This is a genomic window from Rugosimonospora acidiphila (assembly GCF_039543385.1).
Classification (GTDB): Bacteria; Actinomycetota; Actinomycetes; order Mycobacteriales; family Micromonosporaceae; genus Rugosimonospora; species Rugosimonospora acidiphila.
In genome coordinates, this window is record NZ_BAABJQ010000012.1 from 196,335 (window position 1) to 212,667 (window position 16,333).

At 72.0% G+C, this 16,333-nt stretch carries 12 protein-coding genes and 2 tRNA genes; 5 read left to right on the forward strand and 9 right to left on the reverse strand.

The genetic code is table 11. The annotated features are described in order from the left end of the window. Nucleotides 1-170: 170 nt before the first annotated feature. A complete protein-coding gene (locus ABEA87_RS21330; protein ID WP_345632051.1) occupies nucleotides 171-1,712 on the forward strand; it encodes a peptide deformylase in 1,542 nt (513 codons plus the stop codon). On the opposite strand, the gene ABEA87_RS21335 is transcribed toward ABEA87_RS21330, so the two are convergent. Beyond that, nucleotides 1,709-2,818, reverse strand: coding sequence for a globin domain-containing protein (locus ABEA87_RS21335; RefSeq protein ID WP_345632053.1), 1,110 nt, complete (start codon nucleotides 2,816-2,818; stop codon nucleotides 1,709-1,711). The two genes, ABEA87_RS21330 and ABEA87_RS21335, sit on opposite strands and share 4 nt — an antisense overlap. Before the next feature lie 284 nt (nucleotides 2,819-3,102). On the opposite strand from ABEA87_RS21335, the gene ABEA87_RS21340 reads away from it, so the two are divergent. Further along, the gene (locus ABEA87_RS21340; RefSeq protein ID WP_345632153.1) at nucleotides 3,103-3,858 is read left to right on the forward strand and encodes a CPBP family intramembrane glutamic endopeptidase; all 756 of its coding nucleotides are present in this window, start codon (nucleotides 3,103-3,105) and stop codon (nucleotides 3,856-3,858) included. A gap of 21 nt (nucleotides 3,859-3,879) precedes the next feature. Here ABEA87_RS21340 and ABEA87_RS21345 read toward each other — a convergent pair whose 3' ends face one another. Next, nucleotides 3,880-5,769 (reverse strand): hypothetical protein, encoded by a 1,890-nt coding sequence (locus ABEA87_RS21345; RefSeq protein ID WP_345632055.1) that lies wholly within the window; start codon nucleotides 5,767-5,769, stop codon nucleotides 3,880-3,882. 247 nt (nucleotides 5,770-6,016) lie between these two features. On the opposite strand from ABEA87_RS21345, the gene ABEA87_RS21350 reads away from it, so the two are divergent. Both ABEA87_RS21350 and ABEA87_RS21355 read left to right on the forward strand, forming a co-directional pair. Continuing rightward, nucleotides 6,017-6,107, forward strand: a tRNA-Ser gene (locus ABEA87_RS21350). A 35-nt stretch (nucleotides 6,108-6,142) separates the two neighbouring features. Continuing rightward, a tRNA-Arg gene (locus ABEA87_RS21355) sits at nucleotides 6,143-6,215 on the forward strand. Between the two features lie 145 nt (nucleotides 6,216-6,360). On the opposite strand, the gene ABEA87_RS21360 is transcribed toward ABEA87_RS21355, so the two are convergent. The 5 genes from ABEA87_RS21360 to ABEA87_RS21380 all read right to left on the reverse strand — a co-directional run bounded on the left by ABEA87_RS21360 (nucleotide 6,361) and on the right by ABEA87_RS21380 (nucleotide 10,461). After that, nucleotides 6,361-6,759 carry a VOC family protein gene (locus ABEA87_RS21360; protein ID WP_345632056.1) on the reverse strand — a complete coding sequence of 133 codons (399 nt, stop codon included), beginning with the start codon at nucleotides 6,757-6,759 and terminating at the stop codon, nucleotides 6,361-6,363. Between the two features lie 37 nt (nucleotides 6,760-6,796). Continuing rightward, the gene (locus tag ABEA87_RS21365) at nucleotides 6,797-7,552 is read right to left on the reverse strand and encodes an SDR family oxidoreductase (RefSeq protein WP_345632057.1); all 756 of its coding nucleotides are present in this window, start codon (nucleotides 7,550-7,552) and stop codon (nucleotides 6,797-6,799) included. A gap of 11 nt (nucleotides 7,553-7,563) precedes the next feature. After that, nucleotides 7,564-8,400 (reverse strand): AraC family transcriptional regulator, encoded by an 837-nt coding sequence (locus ABEA87_RS21370; protein ID WP_345632058.1) that lies wholly within the window; start codon nucleotides 8,398-8,400, stop codon nucleotides 7,564-7,566. A gap of 9 nt (nucleotides 8,401-8,409) precedes the next feature. Continuing rightward, a complete protein-coding gene (locus ABEA87_RS21375; protein WP_345632060.1) occupies nucleotides 8,410-9,972 on the reverse strand; it encodes a DivIVA domain-containing protein in 1,563 nt (520 codons plus the stop codon). A gap of 243 nt (nucleotides 9,973-10,215) precedes the next feature. Further along, a complete protein-coding gene (locus ABEA87_RS21380; protein WP_345632062.1) occupies nucleotides 10,216-10,461 on the reverse strand; it encodes a hypothetical protein in 246 nt (81 codons plus the stop codon). A 503-nt stretch (nucleotides 10,462-10,964) separates the two neighbouring features. Here ABEA87_RS21380 and ABEA87_RS21385 point away from each other — a divergent pair. Next, nucleotides 10,965-13,124 (forward strand): hypothetical protein, encoded by a 2,160-nt coding sequence (locus ABEA87_RS21385; protein ID WP_345632063.1) that lies wholly within the window; start codon nucleotides 10,965-10,967, stop codon nucleotides 13,122-13,124. Between the two features lie 72 nt (nucleotides 13,125-13,196). Here ABEA87_RS21385 and ABEA87_RS21390 read toward each other — a convergent pair whose 3' ends face one another. Next, nucleotides 13,197-15,602, reverse strand: coding sequence for an ABC transporter permease (locus ABEA87_RS21390; RefSeq protein ID WP_345632064.1), 2,406 nt, complete (start codon nucleotides 15,600-15,602; stop codon nucleotides 13,197-13,199). Next, the gene (locus tag ABEA87_RS21395; protein ID WP_345632155.1) at nucleotides 15,599-16,306 is read right to left on the reverse strand and encodes an ABC transporter ATP-binding protein; all 708 of its coding nucleotides are present in this window, start codon (nucleotides 16,304-16,306) and stop codon (nucleotides 15,599-15,601) included. The genes ABEA87_RS21390 and ABEA87_RS21395 overlap by 4 nt, the downstream gene beginning before the upstream one ends. Nucleotides 16,307-16,333 lie beyond the last annotated feature (27 nt).

Sequence of the window (16,333 nt, forward strand, 5' to 3'; positions counted from 1 at the left end):
GGAAGCCTAACCAATCCGGCCGGTCCGCGCGTCGGCGCACGCATGACCAAATGTGTTACGTGAGTAACTGTCAGGTAGCTGACAGTTATGGTAGATCGACGGATGGCCGACAGAAACTGGAGGCCCGGTGTCAACAACTGGAGCCCGGTCTATATGAGGCGATCGTTCGGATGACCACCTCACCCCTTGACAGGGCAGCTGGTGCCTTCGCTGCCGAACTCGCCCAATGGCGGGCTGAACGAGGGCTGTCGAAGAAGCAGCTGGCTGCCAACATGGGTTTTGACCCGTCCTACGTCAGCCACGTCGAGGGTCGCCGGCACCGGCCGACCGAGGACTTCGCCCGACGGGCCGAGGCCGTGCTGCAGGCCGGCGGCGCGATCTGGGCGCGCTTCACCGAGTACAACGAGCTGCGCCGCAACCGCGCCGGACCGCGGCCGTCAAGCGGCGCACCGGGGCAGTGGCTGCCGCCCGGCGCGGGGCTGGTGGTCGAGCACGAGATCGCCACTCTGTCCTATATGGACGGCGTGTACCACTGTACGATCCGGCGCCACCTCTACAACGCGGGTACCGAGCCGGTCACCCGATACCCGGTTCGCGTGTCCGTGGACAGGTACCCGGGCGAGCCGGAGCGCTCCAACCAGTTCTACCGGGAAAACCCGCTGACCTGGGACGAGCTGAACCTCTCGGCGTTCCATGGCGAGGGACCGGAGAGCCCGGGCGAGCCGATGGAGTGGCGGGCCACGCACGACCGCGACTCGTTCAAAGAGGCGTGGGTGCTGTTCGAGAACGACCAGTCCCGTTTCCCGCTGTACCGCGGCCAGCGCGCGGTCATCCGGTACTCGTACCAGGTCGGCGAGGACAAGTGGGGGCGCTGGTTCCAGCGGGCGGTCCGGCTGCCCACCCGGCGGCTGACCATCCAGCTGAGGTTCCCCACCGCCGTGGCGCCCGCGGTGTGGGGAGTGCAGACCTCGCTGACCGCCGAGTCGCCGCTACGCACGCCGGTGCAGGAGATGAGCGACGGCGACAGCACCATCTTCGAGTGGAACACCAGCAATCCGCCGCTGTCCGCGCGCTTCCGGCTGCAATGGCGCTTCCGCGCCCCGATCCCGGCGCCGCGCGTGTCCATCGAGAACAACCAGTCCAGCCGCATCCGGGCCAGCGAACGGATGCGCGCGGTCGGCATCGTGCAGCGCGGCAGCGACCAGCTGCGCCAGCCGGCCCGGCAGTTCGACCTGCCGGCCGAGGAGCCGATGGCGCGCGAGGTGGTCAACCGGCTGCTGACCGCGCTGGATCGGATCTGTGAGCTGCACGTGTTCGGCAAGGGCATGGGCCTCGCCGCACCGCAGCTGGGGCTGGACTGGGCGGCGGCGGTGGTGCGGACGCCGGAGCCCGACCTGCCGCCGGTGGTCCTGCTCAACCCCAGCGTGGTGGGCGCCTCGTCCGAGGCCGACGAGCAGTTCGAGGGCTGTCTGTCGTTCTTCGACGTACGCGGACGGGTGCGCCGGCCGATGTGGCTGGAGGTCAGGCACCTCACCTTCACCGGCGCCGCCACGATCACCGTGTTCGAGCAGGGGCTGGCCAGGCTGGTGGCGCACGAGATCGACCACCTCGAGGGCAGGCTGTACGTCGATCGGATGCCGCCGGACGGCTCGCTGGTGCCGGTCGAGGAGTACCGAGGAACGGGCAACCCCTGGCGGTACGGCGACGGTTAGCGCGTGTACGGGTCGTACTTGACCCGTACCGAGGGGACCTGCAATTCGGTGAGGCCACGCAGGGTGGTCTTGACCATCGCGGCCGGTCCGGACACGAAGAAGTCGTGCTCGCGCCATGGCCCGTACCGGGTCACCACGTCGCAGATGTTGCCCTGCTCGCCGGTGTACCCGTCGTCCTCGCTGCACGCCGGCACGACCGACAGCCACGGGTGCTGGGCGGCCAGCCGGTTGAGCTCGTCGAGGTCGTACAGATCGTCGCGATTGCGCGCGCCGAAGAACAGGTGTACCCACCGCGTGCGGTTGTATTTGATCAACTCCTGTATCAGCGCCTTGATGGGTGCCAGCCCGGTGCCGCCGGCGACGCACACGATGTCTCTCGTGGACTTGCGGTCCAGGGTCATGGTGCCCATCGGCGCGGCCAGCCGGATCATGTCGCCCGGCTTGATCCGGCGCACCAGCGCCCCGGAAACCCAGCCGGCGCCCAGCGCCCGGACGTGAAAGTCCAGCTCGCCGCCGTCGCTCGGCGCGTTGGCTATCGAGTACGTGCGCCACACCCGGGGCTGGTATTCGCACTCCACGCTGACGTACTGCCCGGCCCGGTAGGGCAGCGGCTGCAACGGGCGGCAGGTGAACACGGCGATGTCGCGGGAGCGGCGCTCGTGGCGCAACACCTCGGCGTGGCACAGCGGCGGGTTGCCGCTGTCGGCCTCGGCGCCGGCCATCATCCGCTCCGCCATCGCCTGGTACGCGTCGCGCCACGCCTGGTCGTACTCCGAGCACCACTGATCGCCCGCGACGATGCGCAGCGCCTCCACCAGCGCGTCGCCCACACCGTCGAAGTGCGCGGGTTCGACCTGGAATTTGCGATGATCCCGACCCAATGAGCCGAGATATTCGTTGAACCGATCGGGGTCCTCGATGCTCTGCACGGCCGTGACGATCGCGCTGAGCAGCCGGGTCCGCTGCACGTCCATCTGCACCGGGAACAGATCGCGAAGCTGGGGGTTGGAGAGGAACACGCGGGCGTAGAAGTAGCCCCCCACCTTGTCCTGCCGGTCCTCGACTATGGACCAGCTCTCTTTCAATAATCGTGACAAGTCGCTCATGACACCCTCTGCGCTCGGGGAAGAATAGCGCTGCGTTCGCGCACGGTCATGCTGCGTAGGTATGTGGTACCAGGGTGACTACTTTGAGTTGACCTCTATCGCACAGTGTGTGCGATCACCGAGTATTCGCGACGGGGTGGCCCCGGTAGGGGTCCAGAGTTGATCTCGGCGGTCCCCCTGGCGGTACCGTGATCGCCGGATAATCTGGCCGCGTGGAGACAGGTTTGCCGGGCCGGACGGCGCCGGACTCGTCCGGCGAGGGTGGGTCGGCCTCGGTCGGCGGCCTGCCGGCCGGACGGGCCGTCCTGCGCAACGAGATCCTGCTGGTACTCGGCGTCTCGCTCGGGTACAGCGCGATCTACGCCATGATCGAAATCGTCGGCCGGCTGACCGCCCGACAGGCGCTCGACCAGCAGTCCGCCACGCTCAACGGCTCCCAGGCGCCTGGCCGGCCGTGGCTCGACCTGGCCCTGCAACTCGCGCAGATCCTGTTCGCGGTGGTACCGGCGCTGCTCGCCGTGCACCTGCTCAACCGGGACCGCGGCGACGCCCAACGGATACTCGGGATCTCGCCGCGCCGGCCCGGCCGCGACCTGGGCGCGGGTGCCGGCCTGGCCGCCCTGATCGGCATCCCCGGCCTGGGGCTCTACCTCGCCGCGCTGGCGCTGGGCATCAACGCCAAGGTGGTGCCCGAGGCGCTGCCCAAGGTGTGGTGGGCGATCCCGGTGCTGCTGCTGTCCGCCGCCCAGAACGGGCTGCTGGAGGAGCTGATCGTGGTCGGGTACCTGGTGACCCGGCTGCGCCAGCTCGGCTGGGCGCTACCGGCGGTGGTGCTGACCAGCGCGCTGCTGCGCGGCTCGTACCACCTCTACCAGGGCTTCGGCGGCTTCCTCGGCAACGCCGTCATGGGAGTGATTTTCGCGCTCTTCTTCATCAGGTTCCGACGGGTGCTACCCCTGGCGATCGCGCACTTCCTCATCGACTCCGTGGCGTTCATCGGCTACGCCACGCTGCACCAGCACCTGTCGTTCCTGCACTGATCCCGCGTCGACCGGTGCCGGTCACTCCGCGGCGGTGCCGGTCGGGACGGTGGCCCGCCGCGGCCGGTACATGGCGACGGCCCGGCGGGTCAGGCCCTCGACCAGGGCGTCGTTGACCAGCACGTCGAGCAGTACCCCGGCACCCGGTACCAGCCGGGAGGCCAGCCGCCGGCCGGCTCCGCGCAGCCCCACGGACAGCAGCCGACCCGCCGACCGGCCCGGTGCCACCCCGGTGTCGCGGGTCGCCGCCAGCGCCTCCCGGGAGCCCGCGAGGTCGGCGCGTACCCGCAGCAGGACCAGCAGCTCGGCGGCCCGGTCCGGGGCGCACGGGTCTTGCCCGTAGGCGGCGGCGATGTGCAGCACCAGCCGGGCCTGCAGCCAACCGAGCGCGGCGGCCTGGCCGATTTCGCGGGCGATGACCCCGGCGAGCGCACCCTGCCTGGCCTGGCTGCCGAACCGGCGCCCGGCGGCCCGGGCGATCCCGTCGTCGGTGGCGCCCGGGTAGGTGGCGCGCAGCCACGCGGTGTGCCGGGCGGCCTCGGGCCCCAGCCGCTCGACGGCGGCGAGGGCGAGCAGTTCGGGGGCGTGGGTGGGGTCACCCCGCAGCCGGTCCCAGAGCAGGATTTCGAGCGGGGTGCCGGCGGTACCGGCGCCGGACCCGGATTGGGCCGCTTGCTGCCTTTCGGCGTCCTCGGGCCCGGCGGTGGTCCCCGGCGGGGCGATGCTCCCGGGCGGGGCGATGGTCCCGGGCGGGGCGTCGTGCCCCGGTCCGGTGTCGGTCGGCGCGGCGGTTGCGGAGGCGGCCCTCCGGGGCGCGGCCTTCTTCGCCGCCTTCCTGGCGGTCGCCTTCTTCCCCGGCGCCTGTGCCGGTGTCGGCGCCTGCGCCTGCGCCGATGCCGGTGTCGATGTGGCGGCGGGCTCATCCAGCCCGGCGGGCTCATCCTGCCCGGCGGGGTTGCCGTCGGCGAGGCTTGGAATGATTTCCGGCTTATTATCCGGAACGACCGGATTGGTGCGGGTGGGCCGGTAGTCGGGGTCGGAACCGGAGCGCTGGCCGGGGATGTTCGCCCGAGGCACGGGGCGATCGCGCGGGGGCTCGGCGTCCGCGGGGTGGGCACGCGGGGGTTCGGCGTCCGCGGGGCGGGCGCGCGGGGGTTCGGGGCTGATCGGCCGGGTGCGTGGGGGTTCGGCCCCCGTCATGCGGGTGCGCGGGGGCTCGGGGCTGGTGGGGCGGGTGCGCGGGGGTTCGGGGCTGGTGGGCCGGGTCTGCCGCGGGGCGGCCTTCGCCGGCGGGGTGCGGAAGGGCTGGCCGGTCGCGCGGGCGCGCGGTGTGGGGCGCCGAGCGGGCGGCTCGGGGTGCTCGGCCGGCGGCTCTGGGCCCTCGGCCGGCGGCTCTGAGCCTTCCGCTGACGGCTCCGGGCCTCGGCCGGGCGGTTCGGGGCGCCGGGCGGGGGATCCGGGGTGCTCTGCTGGCGGTTGAGCGTGCTCGGCGGGCGGTCCGGCGTCTGCGGCAACCGAGTCCGTGCCGGCGGCCGCCACCGCATTGCCCTCGGCGTCCGCCGCGCCGTTCGGCCGAAGACCGTTCGGGCCGAGGTCATCCGGGCCGAGGTCATCCGGGTCGAGATCGTCAGGACCGAGATCATCCGGGGTGAGCGTGGCGGGATCAGGGTCGCCCGGGGTCAGGTCGTCGGGGGTGAGGTCATCGAGCTCGGGCGGCGGGAGCGGGGGTGGGATCACCGGCTCCATGAAGAGGGCCGCGGGGGGCGTGCGCCGCTCCGGAGGCTTGGCCTGCTCGGGCGGCTTGGTCCGTTCGGGGGACGTGGCCTGCTCGGGAGGGGTGGCCTGCTCGGGAGGTGTGGCCTGCTCGGAGGACGTGGCCCGCTCGGGGGGTGTGCGCCGCTGGGGAGGCACGGGCCGCTCGCGGTGGCCCGGTTGCGCCGGGGGCACGGATCGCGCGGGACGCTTGGCCGCCGGATCCCTGGGCGGGTTTTCGCGCCGCGGTGTCCTGCTGTCGTCCTCCATGCGCCCCGAGGGTAGCCGTCCTCGGCGCGGTTCGCGTGCTGGCGAGCGGGCCGTTCGGCAATTGCCTGAGGTTCTGTTTTGCCCGGGACGGCAGCCGCCCTGTATCCTCGACCGGCGACGGTCCTAGGGCCGTCCAGGAGGCTTCGCCTAGTCTGGTCTATGGCGCCGCACTGCTAATGCGGTTGGGGTCTTAAAGCCCCTCCCGGGTTCGAATCCCGGAGCCTCCGCGCAAAACCCAGTATGTACACTGGTTCAGGTTCCAGCGCCCGTAGCTCAACGGATAGAGCATCTGACTACGGATCAGAAGGTTGGGGGTTCGAGTCCCTCCGGGCGCACAAGACTCAAAAAGCCCTCTCACCTGCGGGTGGAGGGCTTTTTTGATCAGCGGTCACCCCTGCCGGCGACCCGGGCTGCGGCTCGCGGGTCATCCTCACCCGTTACCTCGACGAGGCCTTGGCCATGCGCCCGAACCTCAGGGCGTTACGGCCGGGTGGGACCGAGCAGATCCCACCGATTGCCGGCGATGTCGAGGAACACCGCGACCCGGCCGTACGGTTCGGTGCGCGGGGCTCCCACGAACCGCACACCGGCCGAGACCATCCGGGCGTACGCCGCGTCGAAGTCGTCGACCCTCAGGAACAGCGCGACGCGCCCGGCGACCTGATTGCCGACGGCCGCCACCTGGCGCTCACCGTCGGCGCGGGCGAGCAGGATGCCCGTCTCGGCGCCCGGTGGCCGCACGACCACCCAGCGCTTCGAGCGCCCGTCGGTGGTCAGCGCCGGCGAGTCCTCGACCAGGTCGAAGCCCAGCGCGCCGGTGAAGAACGCGATGGCCGGGTCGTACTCTTCCACGACGATGGTGACCAGGTCGATGCGCATCCGCCCAGGGTAGGTGGTGGAGGGCCGGGACGAGAGATCAGACGAGCAGCCCACCGGTCGCTCGGATGTTCTGACCGGTGATCCATTGCGCGTCGGGCCCGGTGAGCAGGAGCACGACCCCGGCGATGTCGTCCGGCCGGCCCAGCCGGCGCAGGGCGGCCAGCGCGGCGGTCTGGGCCGCCGCCTCCGGTGGGTTGCTCGCCCGGAACAGGTCGGTGTCGGTGGCCCCGGCCGAGACGGTGTTGACGGTGATGCCCCGAGGACCGAACTCCCGGGCGGCCACCGCGGTGAACTGTTCGAGGGCCGCCTTGCTGGCGCAGTACAGCGCCAGCCCCGGCCCGGGCAGCACGGTGTTGAGGGTGGACACGTTGATGACCCGCCCGCCGTCGCGCAGCACGGTCGCGGCCTCCCGCATGGCCAGCAGCGGAAACTTGGCGTTGACGGTCATCACCCGGTCGAACTCCGGCCCGGTGATGTCGGCGATCGGCGAGAGCGGGTTGATCGCGGCGTTGTTGACCAGGATGTCGAGGCCGTCGCGGACCGGCTCGAACATCGCGTGGAGGTTGGACAGGTCGGCCTGGTCGGCGCGGACCGCCGTCACGCCGTCGAACCGGCCGGCGAGGTCGTCGGCCTCGGCCCGGCTGTTGACGTAGGTGAAGACGACGCGGGCGCCGGCCTCGGCGAGCCGGGTCACGATGGCCCGTCCGATGCCCCGGGAACCGCCCGTCACCAGCGCGGTCTTGCCCGAGAGTGCCGTCTTGCCCGAGAGCGCCGTCCTGCCGGAGAACTCCATGCGGCCGGACGCTACGCGTGGGCGGCCCGGACGTCTTGAAGGAATGCGCACAGCTGCCGAGGGGTGACGCCGGCCATCGCTCGCGTCTCGCGGGTGAGGTGCGGCTGGTCGGCGTACCCGCTCTCGATCGCCGTGCGCGGCAGGTCCGTACCCGTGCCGAGCAGGTGCACGGCGCGCTGGAACCGGGCGACCCGCGCCACGGTCGCCGGGGACAGGCCGATCCGGCGCCGGAAACCGACTTCGAGGTAGCGGCGGCTGACGCCGAGTTCGCCGGCGACGGTGCCCACCCGTGGCCGGCCCGTGCCGCGCTGCAGCCGCCACCAAGCCTCGGTGATCAGCTGGTCGCGCGGCCGGTCCTTCGCCGCCCACCGGGCCGAACGGCCGGCGACGGCCCAGGCGGCCAGCCGGTCGTCGAGCAGCGCGAAGCGGCTGGGGAAGTCCGGTGCGGCGGCCAGCCGTTCGGCCAGCTCGGCGGCGCGGTGACCGAGGACGTCCGCCAGTCGGGCGGTCCGGCCGGCCAACTCCGGCATGGGCACGCCGAGCAGGGCGGACACCCCGGCCGGGGTGAGGCCGACGGAGACCCCGTGCCCCCATCCGGTCTGCCCCTGAGTCGACGCGGTGCCGCGCGCCCCGGTGACCAGCCCGTACGGGCCGTCGAGGTCGATGATCAGAGTGGTGAGGTTCATCGGCAGGATCCGGTGCCGTACGGGCTGTCCGGAGCCGGAGCGGAATCCGCCGTACCCGAGCACGTACGGCCGCAGCCGCGGATGGGGTGGCCGGACGACCGACTCGCACGGCGCGGGCTGCGGCCCGGCCGGTACGGAGTGCAGGTGCGTCAGCGTGGCCACCGTCGTCGACTACTCGGTGTCGGTCGCGACCCTCCCCGGCTCCGGGCCCCGCTGCGCGGGGATGCCGCGGTCGGCCTCGAGTCCGGAATGGAGGGTGACGCCGGCCGGCACCCACGGGTTGAACTCGGGCGCTGCCGCGCCGGGCTCGGGGTGGCCGACCGGGGACTCGACGGCCTCTCCGGCCGCGTGCTCGATGCCCGCCTGCGCGATGCCGGCCGGCTCGTTGCCCTGGTGACCGTTGCCGTTCTGCTCAGCGGCCAGCTGCTCGGCCGCGGAGCCGGCGGCCTGCCGGGCGGCCAGCAGCACCTGCGGGTACTCGCCGGTGTCGGCGCCATGTGCGGCGGCGGCCATCACGGCGGCCGCGGCCAGGTCGGCCACCCGCTTCGCCTCGGCCTTCACCCGGGCCCGGGTCTCCTTGGCGTGCCGCTCCGCCGATTCGGCCGCCCGCCGAGCCTCCTCCAGCCGGTTGAGCTCGGAGGTCAGGTCCTGACGGAGCTCGCCGAGGCGCTGCTGCAACTGAATGACCTCTTGCTCGGCCGTTGCCGACTCCTGGCGGGTCTGGCCCAGCCGGGTGGAAGCGGACTCCAGCTCGCTCTGCACCTGGGTCAGGGTCTGCTGCCGGGTCTGGATCTCCTGCTGGACGATGCCGAGCTGCTGCTGGTGGGTCGCGTGCTGCTCGTCGGCGCGGCGGCGCAGGTCGGCCGTGTATTGCTGGGTCTCGGCGTGCATCGCGGCGGTCTTCTGCTCGGCGACGGTGCGCTTGTGGTTCAGCTCCCGTTCGGACGCCGCGTGGCGTTCGGTGATGTCCCGCTCCACGGCGGCGCGCCGCTCACCGACCTCCCGCTCCACGCTGGCCTGCCACTGGCCCAGGTCCTGCTGCGTCTGGGCGCGCATCGCCTCGACCTCCTGCTGGGCCTGCGTGCGAGCCGCGTCGATCAGACCGGCGGCATCGGTGCGCGCCTGCTCGAGCTGCTGGGCGCTCTGCTCGCCGATCCGCTTCGCCTCCTGCAGCGCGCCCTCGTGAACGGCCTCGCCGTCGGCGCGCAACCGGTCGATGAGCTCGCGTACCTCGGCGAGCTCGGCCTGGTGGGCGTTGCGGCGCTCGTCGTGTGACTTGTCGTACTCGGCGCGCTGAGCGTTCAGCTCGGTCTCGAGGTCCTGCAGCGCCTGGGCGGCACGGTCGCGGGAGTCGGAGAGCACCTTCTCCGCCTCGGCCTGGTGCTCGGCCGCCCGCTGCGCGCTGGTGTTGGTGATCGCCTCGGCCTGCTTCTCGGCCAGGGCCAGGATCTGGTCGACCATCGGACCCAGGTGCCGGAAGGACGCCCGGTCCACGTGCGCCGGCCGCTGGTGCAGCTCGATCAGCTCCGACTGCATCTGCTGGAGCTGGTTGGCCATGTCCTGCACCTGGGCGAATGCCTGCTCGCGTTCGGTCGCCAGCGTCGCGATGTCGCGCTCCACCTGCGCGACGAACCGGTCCACCTGCTGCTTGTCGTAGCCGCGCCGGACCATCTCGAAGCTCGGACGCGGGGCAGCGTCTTCCCGAACCGCGAACAGATCTCCGCCGTGGGACATGCGTCATCCTCCATACCGTCGCCGAGCGCTGCCGGCGGATGAGCCACGCCGCGGGCATGAGGTGGGCGCGGCCGACGGACAATGCCGTCCGCCTGCACGTGCGCCACGCTACCGCCGAGGAGGGTCCGTCCATAACCCCGCCCCGCGTACCAGTCAGCGACGATCGCGTCTGGGTGAACCTCGCGTATCCGGGCGGACTACTCGCCGTGGCGAGCGGGCCGTTCCAAGCAGGCGATGCGGCCCCTACTTCGCGGCGTCCGGATGGCCGGGCGTACCGGAGGTCCCACCGGTACCGCCGGACGAGCCGCCGGACAGGCTCGAACCGTCGTCCTCCACGACGCTGTCCCCCTCGTCCCGGGCGACTCCCTCGGGCCGCCGGTCCACCTCGACCTCGGTCCGGGTCAGCGGCGGATCGTCCCCGGCCGCCGGCCGCTCGGCGGGCTGCTTCCCGGCGCGTACCCCGTCACCCACCACGACTCCCCTCGACATGTTCCGCACCGCCCGCTACCCGGGAAACGACCCGTCAAACCGCGGACTCCCGGCTGGTGGCGGCCGGAGGTGTGGTCGCGTCGCGCCCGAGTCGGGCGGAATTAAGCCGGTACCCCGCTAAAGTGTCTTTCTCGATTTCTCCACGCGGCGAAGTCCTCCGTAATAGGCGTGATTCCTCGCGCCGCCCGAGAGCCGAATTCGGCGACCCTCCGGCTATTAACGCCGAGTCTTCCCGCGATTTCGGACGGTGATCGCCCCCGGCTTTCCCACCCCTGAAGCCGGGGTGCGCGGGTGAATGGCGGGGGAACGTCCGGTTAGCGATCACTCCCAGTCATCTCCTTGCGCGCGAACGGCTGCGGCGGTCCCGCGAGCGGTCCGGCCGCAGTCGATCGGCGGCCACTCCGTCGTTCAGCCAGCTTTCCGTCAACCCGGTTGCTGGCCGATTGTTGAATCGAATATCGTCAGCCGGTCCTATTGACACTTGTTCCAGAATCGGGGGTTCAATGCGCGCATTTCGCGTAGCAATCGCCGGCATTGCGGCCATCGCCGCCACGCTGGCAATCCCACCCTCTATCAGCCTCGCGGCGGCCGCGGACCCGCCGACGGCGCCGTACGACGCGTTCACCATCGACGGCGCTGGCAACTCGTGGCTGTCGCCGGCGGGCCAGAGCTACACCGTCGATGACAGCGCCAGCACCTTCTCGCTGACTACGTGGAACACCGGACTGTGGTTCCAGGTCACCGGGGGACCCCTGTCCGTCGACGCCCCCATCCTGCCGCCGACCGGGGGCACGCTCGGGGTCGGCTCCTACCAGACGGCGGCCACGGCTGACGCCGATCACGCGATGTTTGGTCTGGGTGTCGGCAGCCACGGCTGCGACCAGGAAGACGGCACCCTGAACATCACCGAGTACACCGTCGACGACTCTGGTGCGGTCACCGCGCTGGCGGCGACCTACAGCGTCGACTGCGACGCCGAGGTCCTGCCGGTCACCGGGGAGATCCGGTGGCACTCGACCAAGGACTACGTCGCCGCCACCCAGACCCCTACCAACGGCTTCGCCTTCGGCAACCTGGACCTCGGCCAGACGAGCGCGCCGAAGACCGTCACGGTGACCGCGACCGGTAGCCAGCCGGTCCACTTCCAGACCGCGTCCCTCGGCGGGAAGAGCGGCGCGTCCTTCAGCCTCGGCGCGGACACCTGCTCCAACGCGACCCTCTCGTACGGCGACACCTGCACGGTCACCATCACGGCCAAGCCCGTCGCGAGCGGCGCGCTCCAGACCGACCTGGTGATCCCGGACGACACCGCCGCTGGCAACCGGGTCATCCCGGTCACGGCGACCGGCGTCGTGGGCGCGGCGGGCACCTACTTCCCACTGCCACCCACCCGCATCCTGGACACCCGCAACGGCAACGGCACGCCCGCCGGCATGCTCGGCGTCGGCGGCATCATTCACCTGCAGGTCGAGGGCCGGGGCGGGGTACCCGCGAACGGCGTCTCCGCCGTCGTGCTCAACGTGACCGTGACGTCCGGCACCGTCGCCAGCTTCCTGACGGTGTGGCCGGAGGGCAGCGCCCGCCCGGGCGTGTCGAACATCGACTTCCCGGCCGGGTGGACCGGGGCCAACAACACGACGGTGGCCATCGGCAGCGGCGGCAAGGTTGACATCTACAACCTCACCGGCAGGGTGACCGTCATCGCCGACGTGATCGGCTACTACGCCAAGGACGACACCAATCTGAGCACCCAGGGGGTGGGCGGTCAGCTGATCCCGTACGAGCCGCAGCGGCTGTACGACACCCGCGAGGATGCCCCGACCGGTGCGATCTCCGGTGGCTCCTGGGACTGGTTCTGGCTCGACTTCGGGGAGTTGAACGGGCACATCAAGGCGCTGGCGCTGAACATCACGGCCGTCAACCCGGCCACCGCCGGCTTCCTGACCGCCTGGAACGGGCAGGGCGACCCGCCGACCGGGACCTCGACGCTCAACTACGACCCGCACAAGACCGTGCCGAACATGACCATCGTGCCGACCTCGGTCTGTCACAAGACCGACGACCTCCCCGCCAGCTGCGAGGGACAGACGATGTTCGCCGTCTACAACTCGGCCGGCAGCACCGACGTCCTCATCGACCTGTTCGGCGCTTACGCCGACACCACGGCAAAGGGTGGGCTGCGGTACCGCCCGGTCACGCCGGTGCGCATCACCGACAGCCGGAATGGTCAGGGCCTGAACGGAGCCCTCGGCTCGGGCGCCACGGGCACCGTCACGGTGCCGAACACGGTGGTCAACAACCTCACCGAGTCGGTGGCGCTGAACGTGACGGCGGTCGCCCCGACCGTGGACACCTACCTGACGCTCTACCCCGCGGGCGACACCCGCCCGCTCAGCAGCAACCTCGACCCGGCGAAGGGTACGACCGTGGCGAACACGGCCAACATCCCGCTCGGCGGTGTCCCCGGGCTGTACAACAGGTTCAGTGTGTACAACCACACCGGCACCATCAATGTGCTGGCCGACGTGCAGGGCGCGTTCGACGTGTATCCGTACACGGCCGTGGACGGGCAACTGCCCCCGACCGACGGGGTGTCACCGAACACCGCGTTGAAGAAGCAGAACGATCACCTGGTCACGGGCATCGCGCACGGTACGCGCTGAACCGCCTGACCCCGATCCAGGGGCCACCCCACAGTCCGCGGGGTGGCCCCTGGCCGTTTCGGATTCGGGACGTTACTCGGTACGCAGGCCCTCCGGGCGCATCAGCCGCCACAGCGCCGGCATGCTCAGCCCGGTCACCAGGAGCACCATCAGGGCGGCCGCCCCGGCGATCCCGCCGACGCTCGACCAGTTCATCACGACCCGGGCGTGCACCAGGCGCAGCAGCACGGCCCCCAGGCCGACCCCGACCAGTACGGCCAGCACCATGCCGAGCAGCACCGGAAGTGCGGTCTGCCAGAGCACCGAGCGGCTGAGCGTGGTGCGTCTGGTGCCGAACGCGACCAGCACCGGCAGCAACCGGCGCCGGTCGCGCAGCTGCTCCAGGGTGCCGATCAGCAGGCTGGCGCCGACCAGCAGCAGGATGACCAGCGCCCCGATGAACAGCCCCTGCCGGATGGTCGCGAACCGGTGGTCCACCCTGGCCGGCTCCCACGTCTTGACGGTGGCCGTCGGGTCCACGCCCGCCGCGGCGTCACCGATCCGCTCGATGGTGTCCGGCGACGTCAGATCCGCGCTCAGCTCCACGTAGAAGTTGTGCGGCAGCGCCGCCGGGCCGATGGCACCGGGCGTCGCGACCAGACCCGATAGCGCCCCGTCGGAGCCGGGCCGGAGGGACACCTGAGGGATCGTGGTCGGGACGGTCCACACCGGTGGCTTGGGGTCGGACGGATCGGCGACCCCGACGGTCACCCGCTGGCCCGGGCTCGGCACGGCGGGGCTGGCCGGTCCGACCAGGAACACGTCGCCGTCCGCACACGCGCTCAACGCGAGCACCTGGCGCAGGGACGCGCAGTCGCTCACGGTGAGACCGTACAGGCCCGGCTGATCGCCGTTGACGTGCTTCGTGGGGCGGCCCAGTGCGGCCAGGGTGCCGGAGCTGAATCCGTAGCCGCCGCGTACCCCGGACGTGCTCAGCAGCCGGTGCAGCAGCGTCTGGTACTCCGCGGTGCCGGCACCGAGCAGGCTCACCTGGACCCGGCTGCCGTTGGCGTCCTGCCCCGTCGGCGCCGTGTAGGTGCGCGCGGCGGCGCCGAACAGCATCTGCAGCGCGATCGCGCCGGCGGCGGCGACCGCCACCCCGCTGACCGCCCGGGCCGACGCGCCGCTGCTGAGTTGGAGCCGGCGCACCGCCAGCTGCCAGGGCACCCCGCCGCCACCGAGCCGGGCCACCACCGCATCGATCAACCAGGGCAGCAGCGCGGCGACGGCGAGCAGAAGCAGCACGGTACCGGCGATCACCCGTACCTGCGGGAGCGTGCCGCCGCGCAGGTCGATGCGGTGTGACAGCGGGTTCAGCAGGACCAGGCCGAGTACCGGCAGCACCAGCCGCCACCACAGCCGGCGCCGGGTGCCGGGCGCCCGGCGGACCACGCCCAGCGGCTCGATGACCACGCGGCGCAGCGCGAGCAGGCTCGCGCTGACCGCCATCGCCGGCACCGCGAGCACCACCAGCAGGCCGAGCGGAAGGCTGGGCCGGATGTCCGAGGCGTACACGCTCTGATCCCACAGCGTCACCGACTGGGCCAGCTGGCGAACCACCAGGAATCCGGCGATCCCCAGCACGAGCCCGAACGCCGAGCTGACCAGCGCCTCGCCCGCCGCGATCCGCCGCGCCATTCCCGAGTCGGCGCCGACCAGCCGCAGCGCCGCCAGCCGGCGATCGCGCTGCTCGCCGCCGAACCGCACGGCGGTGGCGATGAACACGACGACGGGCAGCAGCAGTACCACGAAGATGATGAGCACGAGCAGGATCAGCGTGGTGTCGAGCGGGCGCAGCTGCCGGGCGTCGCCGAAGCGGTCGAGCCGCTGGATGTCGAAGTTGTCCGCCAACTCGCCGGAGAGCTTGTCGTCGCCGAGGTAGAAGGCATATTCCCCCGGGCCGACCAGCCCGGCGGGCCCGATCGTGCCGACCACGGGATAGTCCAGCCGGGGGCGCAGCAGCGCGCCGTCCGGCGAGCGGAGCAGCCGGGCCAGCGCCGGGGACACCACCAGCCGCCCCGGGGCGGGCAGGCCGGACAGCCCGGGCGGCACCGGTGCCTTCGGGCCCTCGGCCTGGACTATCCGGCCGGTGATGGGGACGCCCCGGTAGGTGGTGTCGACGTCGGCGACCAGCTCCGTGTCGTCGCCCGGGGTGAGCTGCGCCGACCAGTTGGCGAACAGGCCGCGGGCGGCCTCCCGTTGGGCGTGCGCCCGCGAGATCGCCGGTATGGCGGCGCAGCCCAGCAGCAGCACCACGCCGAGCGCGATACCGATCGAGGTCAGTGCCGTGCGCAGCCAGCTCTCCCGGCCGCCGGCGAACGCCAGCCGGGCGCCGAGTGCCAGGTCGCGTGCCCACCGTCGCGGCGTCGTCGATCCACCCGGCCTCGACCGGGCCGGTGCCGCCCCCATGCCGGCACCGGCTCCGCTGTCGTGGTTCATCGAACCAGTTCCTCGGCCCGGGTGCGGCCGTCCCGCACCACTACCTCCCGGTCGGAGTACGCCGCCACCCGCGGCTCGTGCGTGACCAGCACGACGGCCACCCCGCTCTCCTTCGCCGCCCGGGTGAACAGGCGCATGACCCGCTCGCCGTTGAGCGAGTCGAGCGCACCGGTGGGCTCATCCGCGAAGATGACCCGGGGGCCGGTGACCAGGGCGCGGGCCACGGCCACCCGCTGCCCCTGACCGCCCGAGACCTCGCCGGGTCGCTTGCCGCCCACCTCGGTCACCTCCAGGCGGTCCAGCCATTCGGCCGCCCGGCGCTGCGCCTCCCGGCGCCGTACGCCGCCCAGCCGCAGCGGCAGCGCCACGTTCTCCAGGCAGGTCAGCTCCGGTACCAGTTGGCCGAACTGGAAGACGAAGCCGAACTCGCCGCGGCGCAGGGCGCTGCGCCGCCCGTCGGACAGCGAGGTCAGCTCCCGGCCGCCGTACACCACCTGGCCGGAGTCCGGCCGCACGATGCCGGCCAGGCAGTGCAGCAGGGTCGACTTGCCGGACCCGGACGGGCCCATCACCGCCACCACCTCACCGCGCCGCACGCGCAGCGTGGCGCCGTCGAGCGCGGGCGTGGTCCCGAACGACTTGCGCAGGTCGATCGCCGCGAGCAGCGGCCCGTCGGCCGGTGCGGGCGCAACCGGACCGGGCATGCCTGGCATCTGCGTGCCCGGGACGGG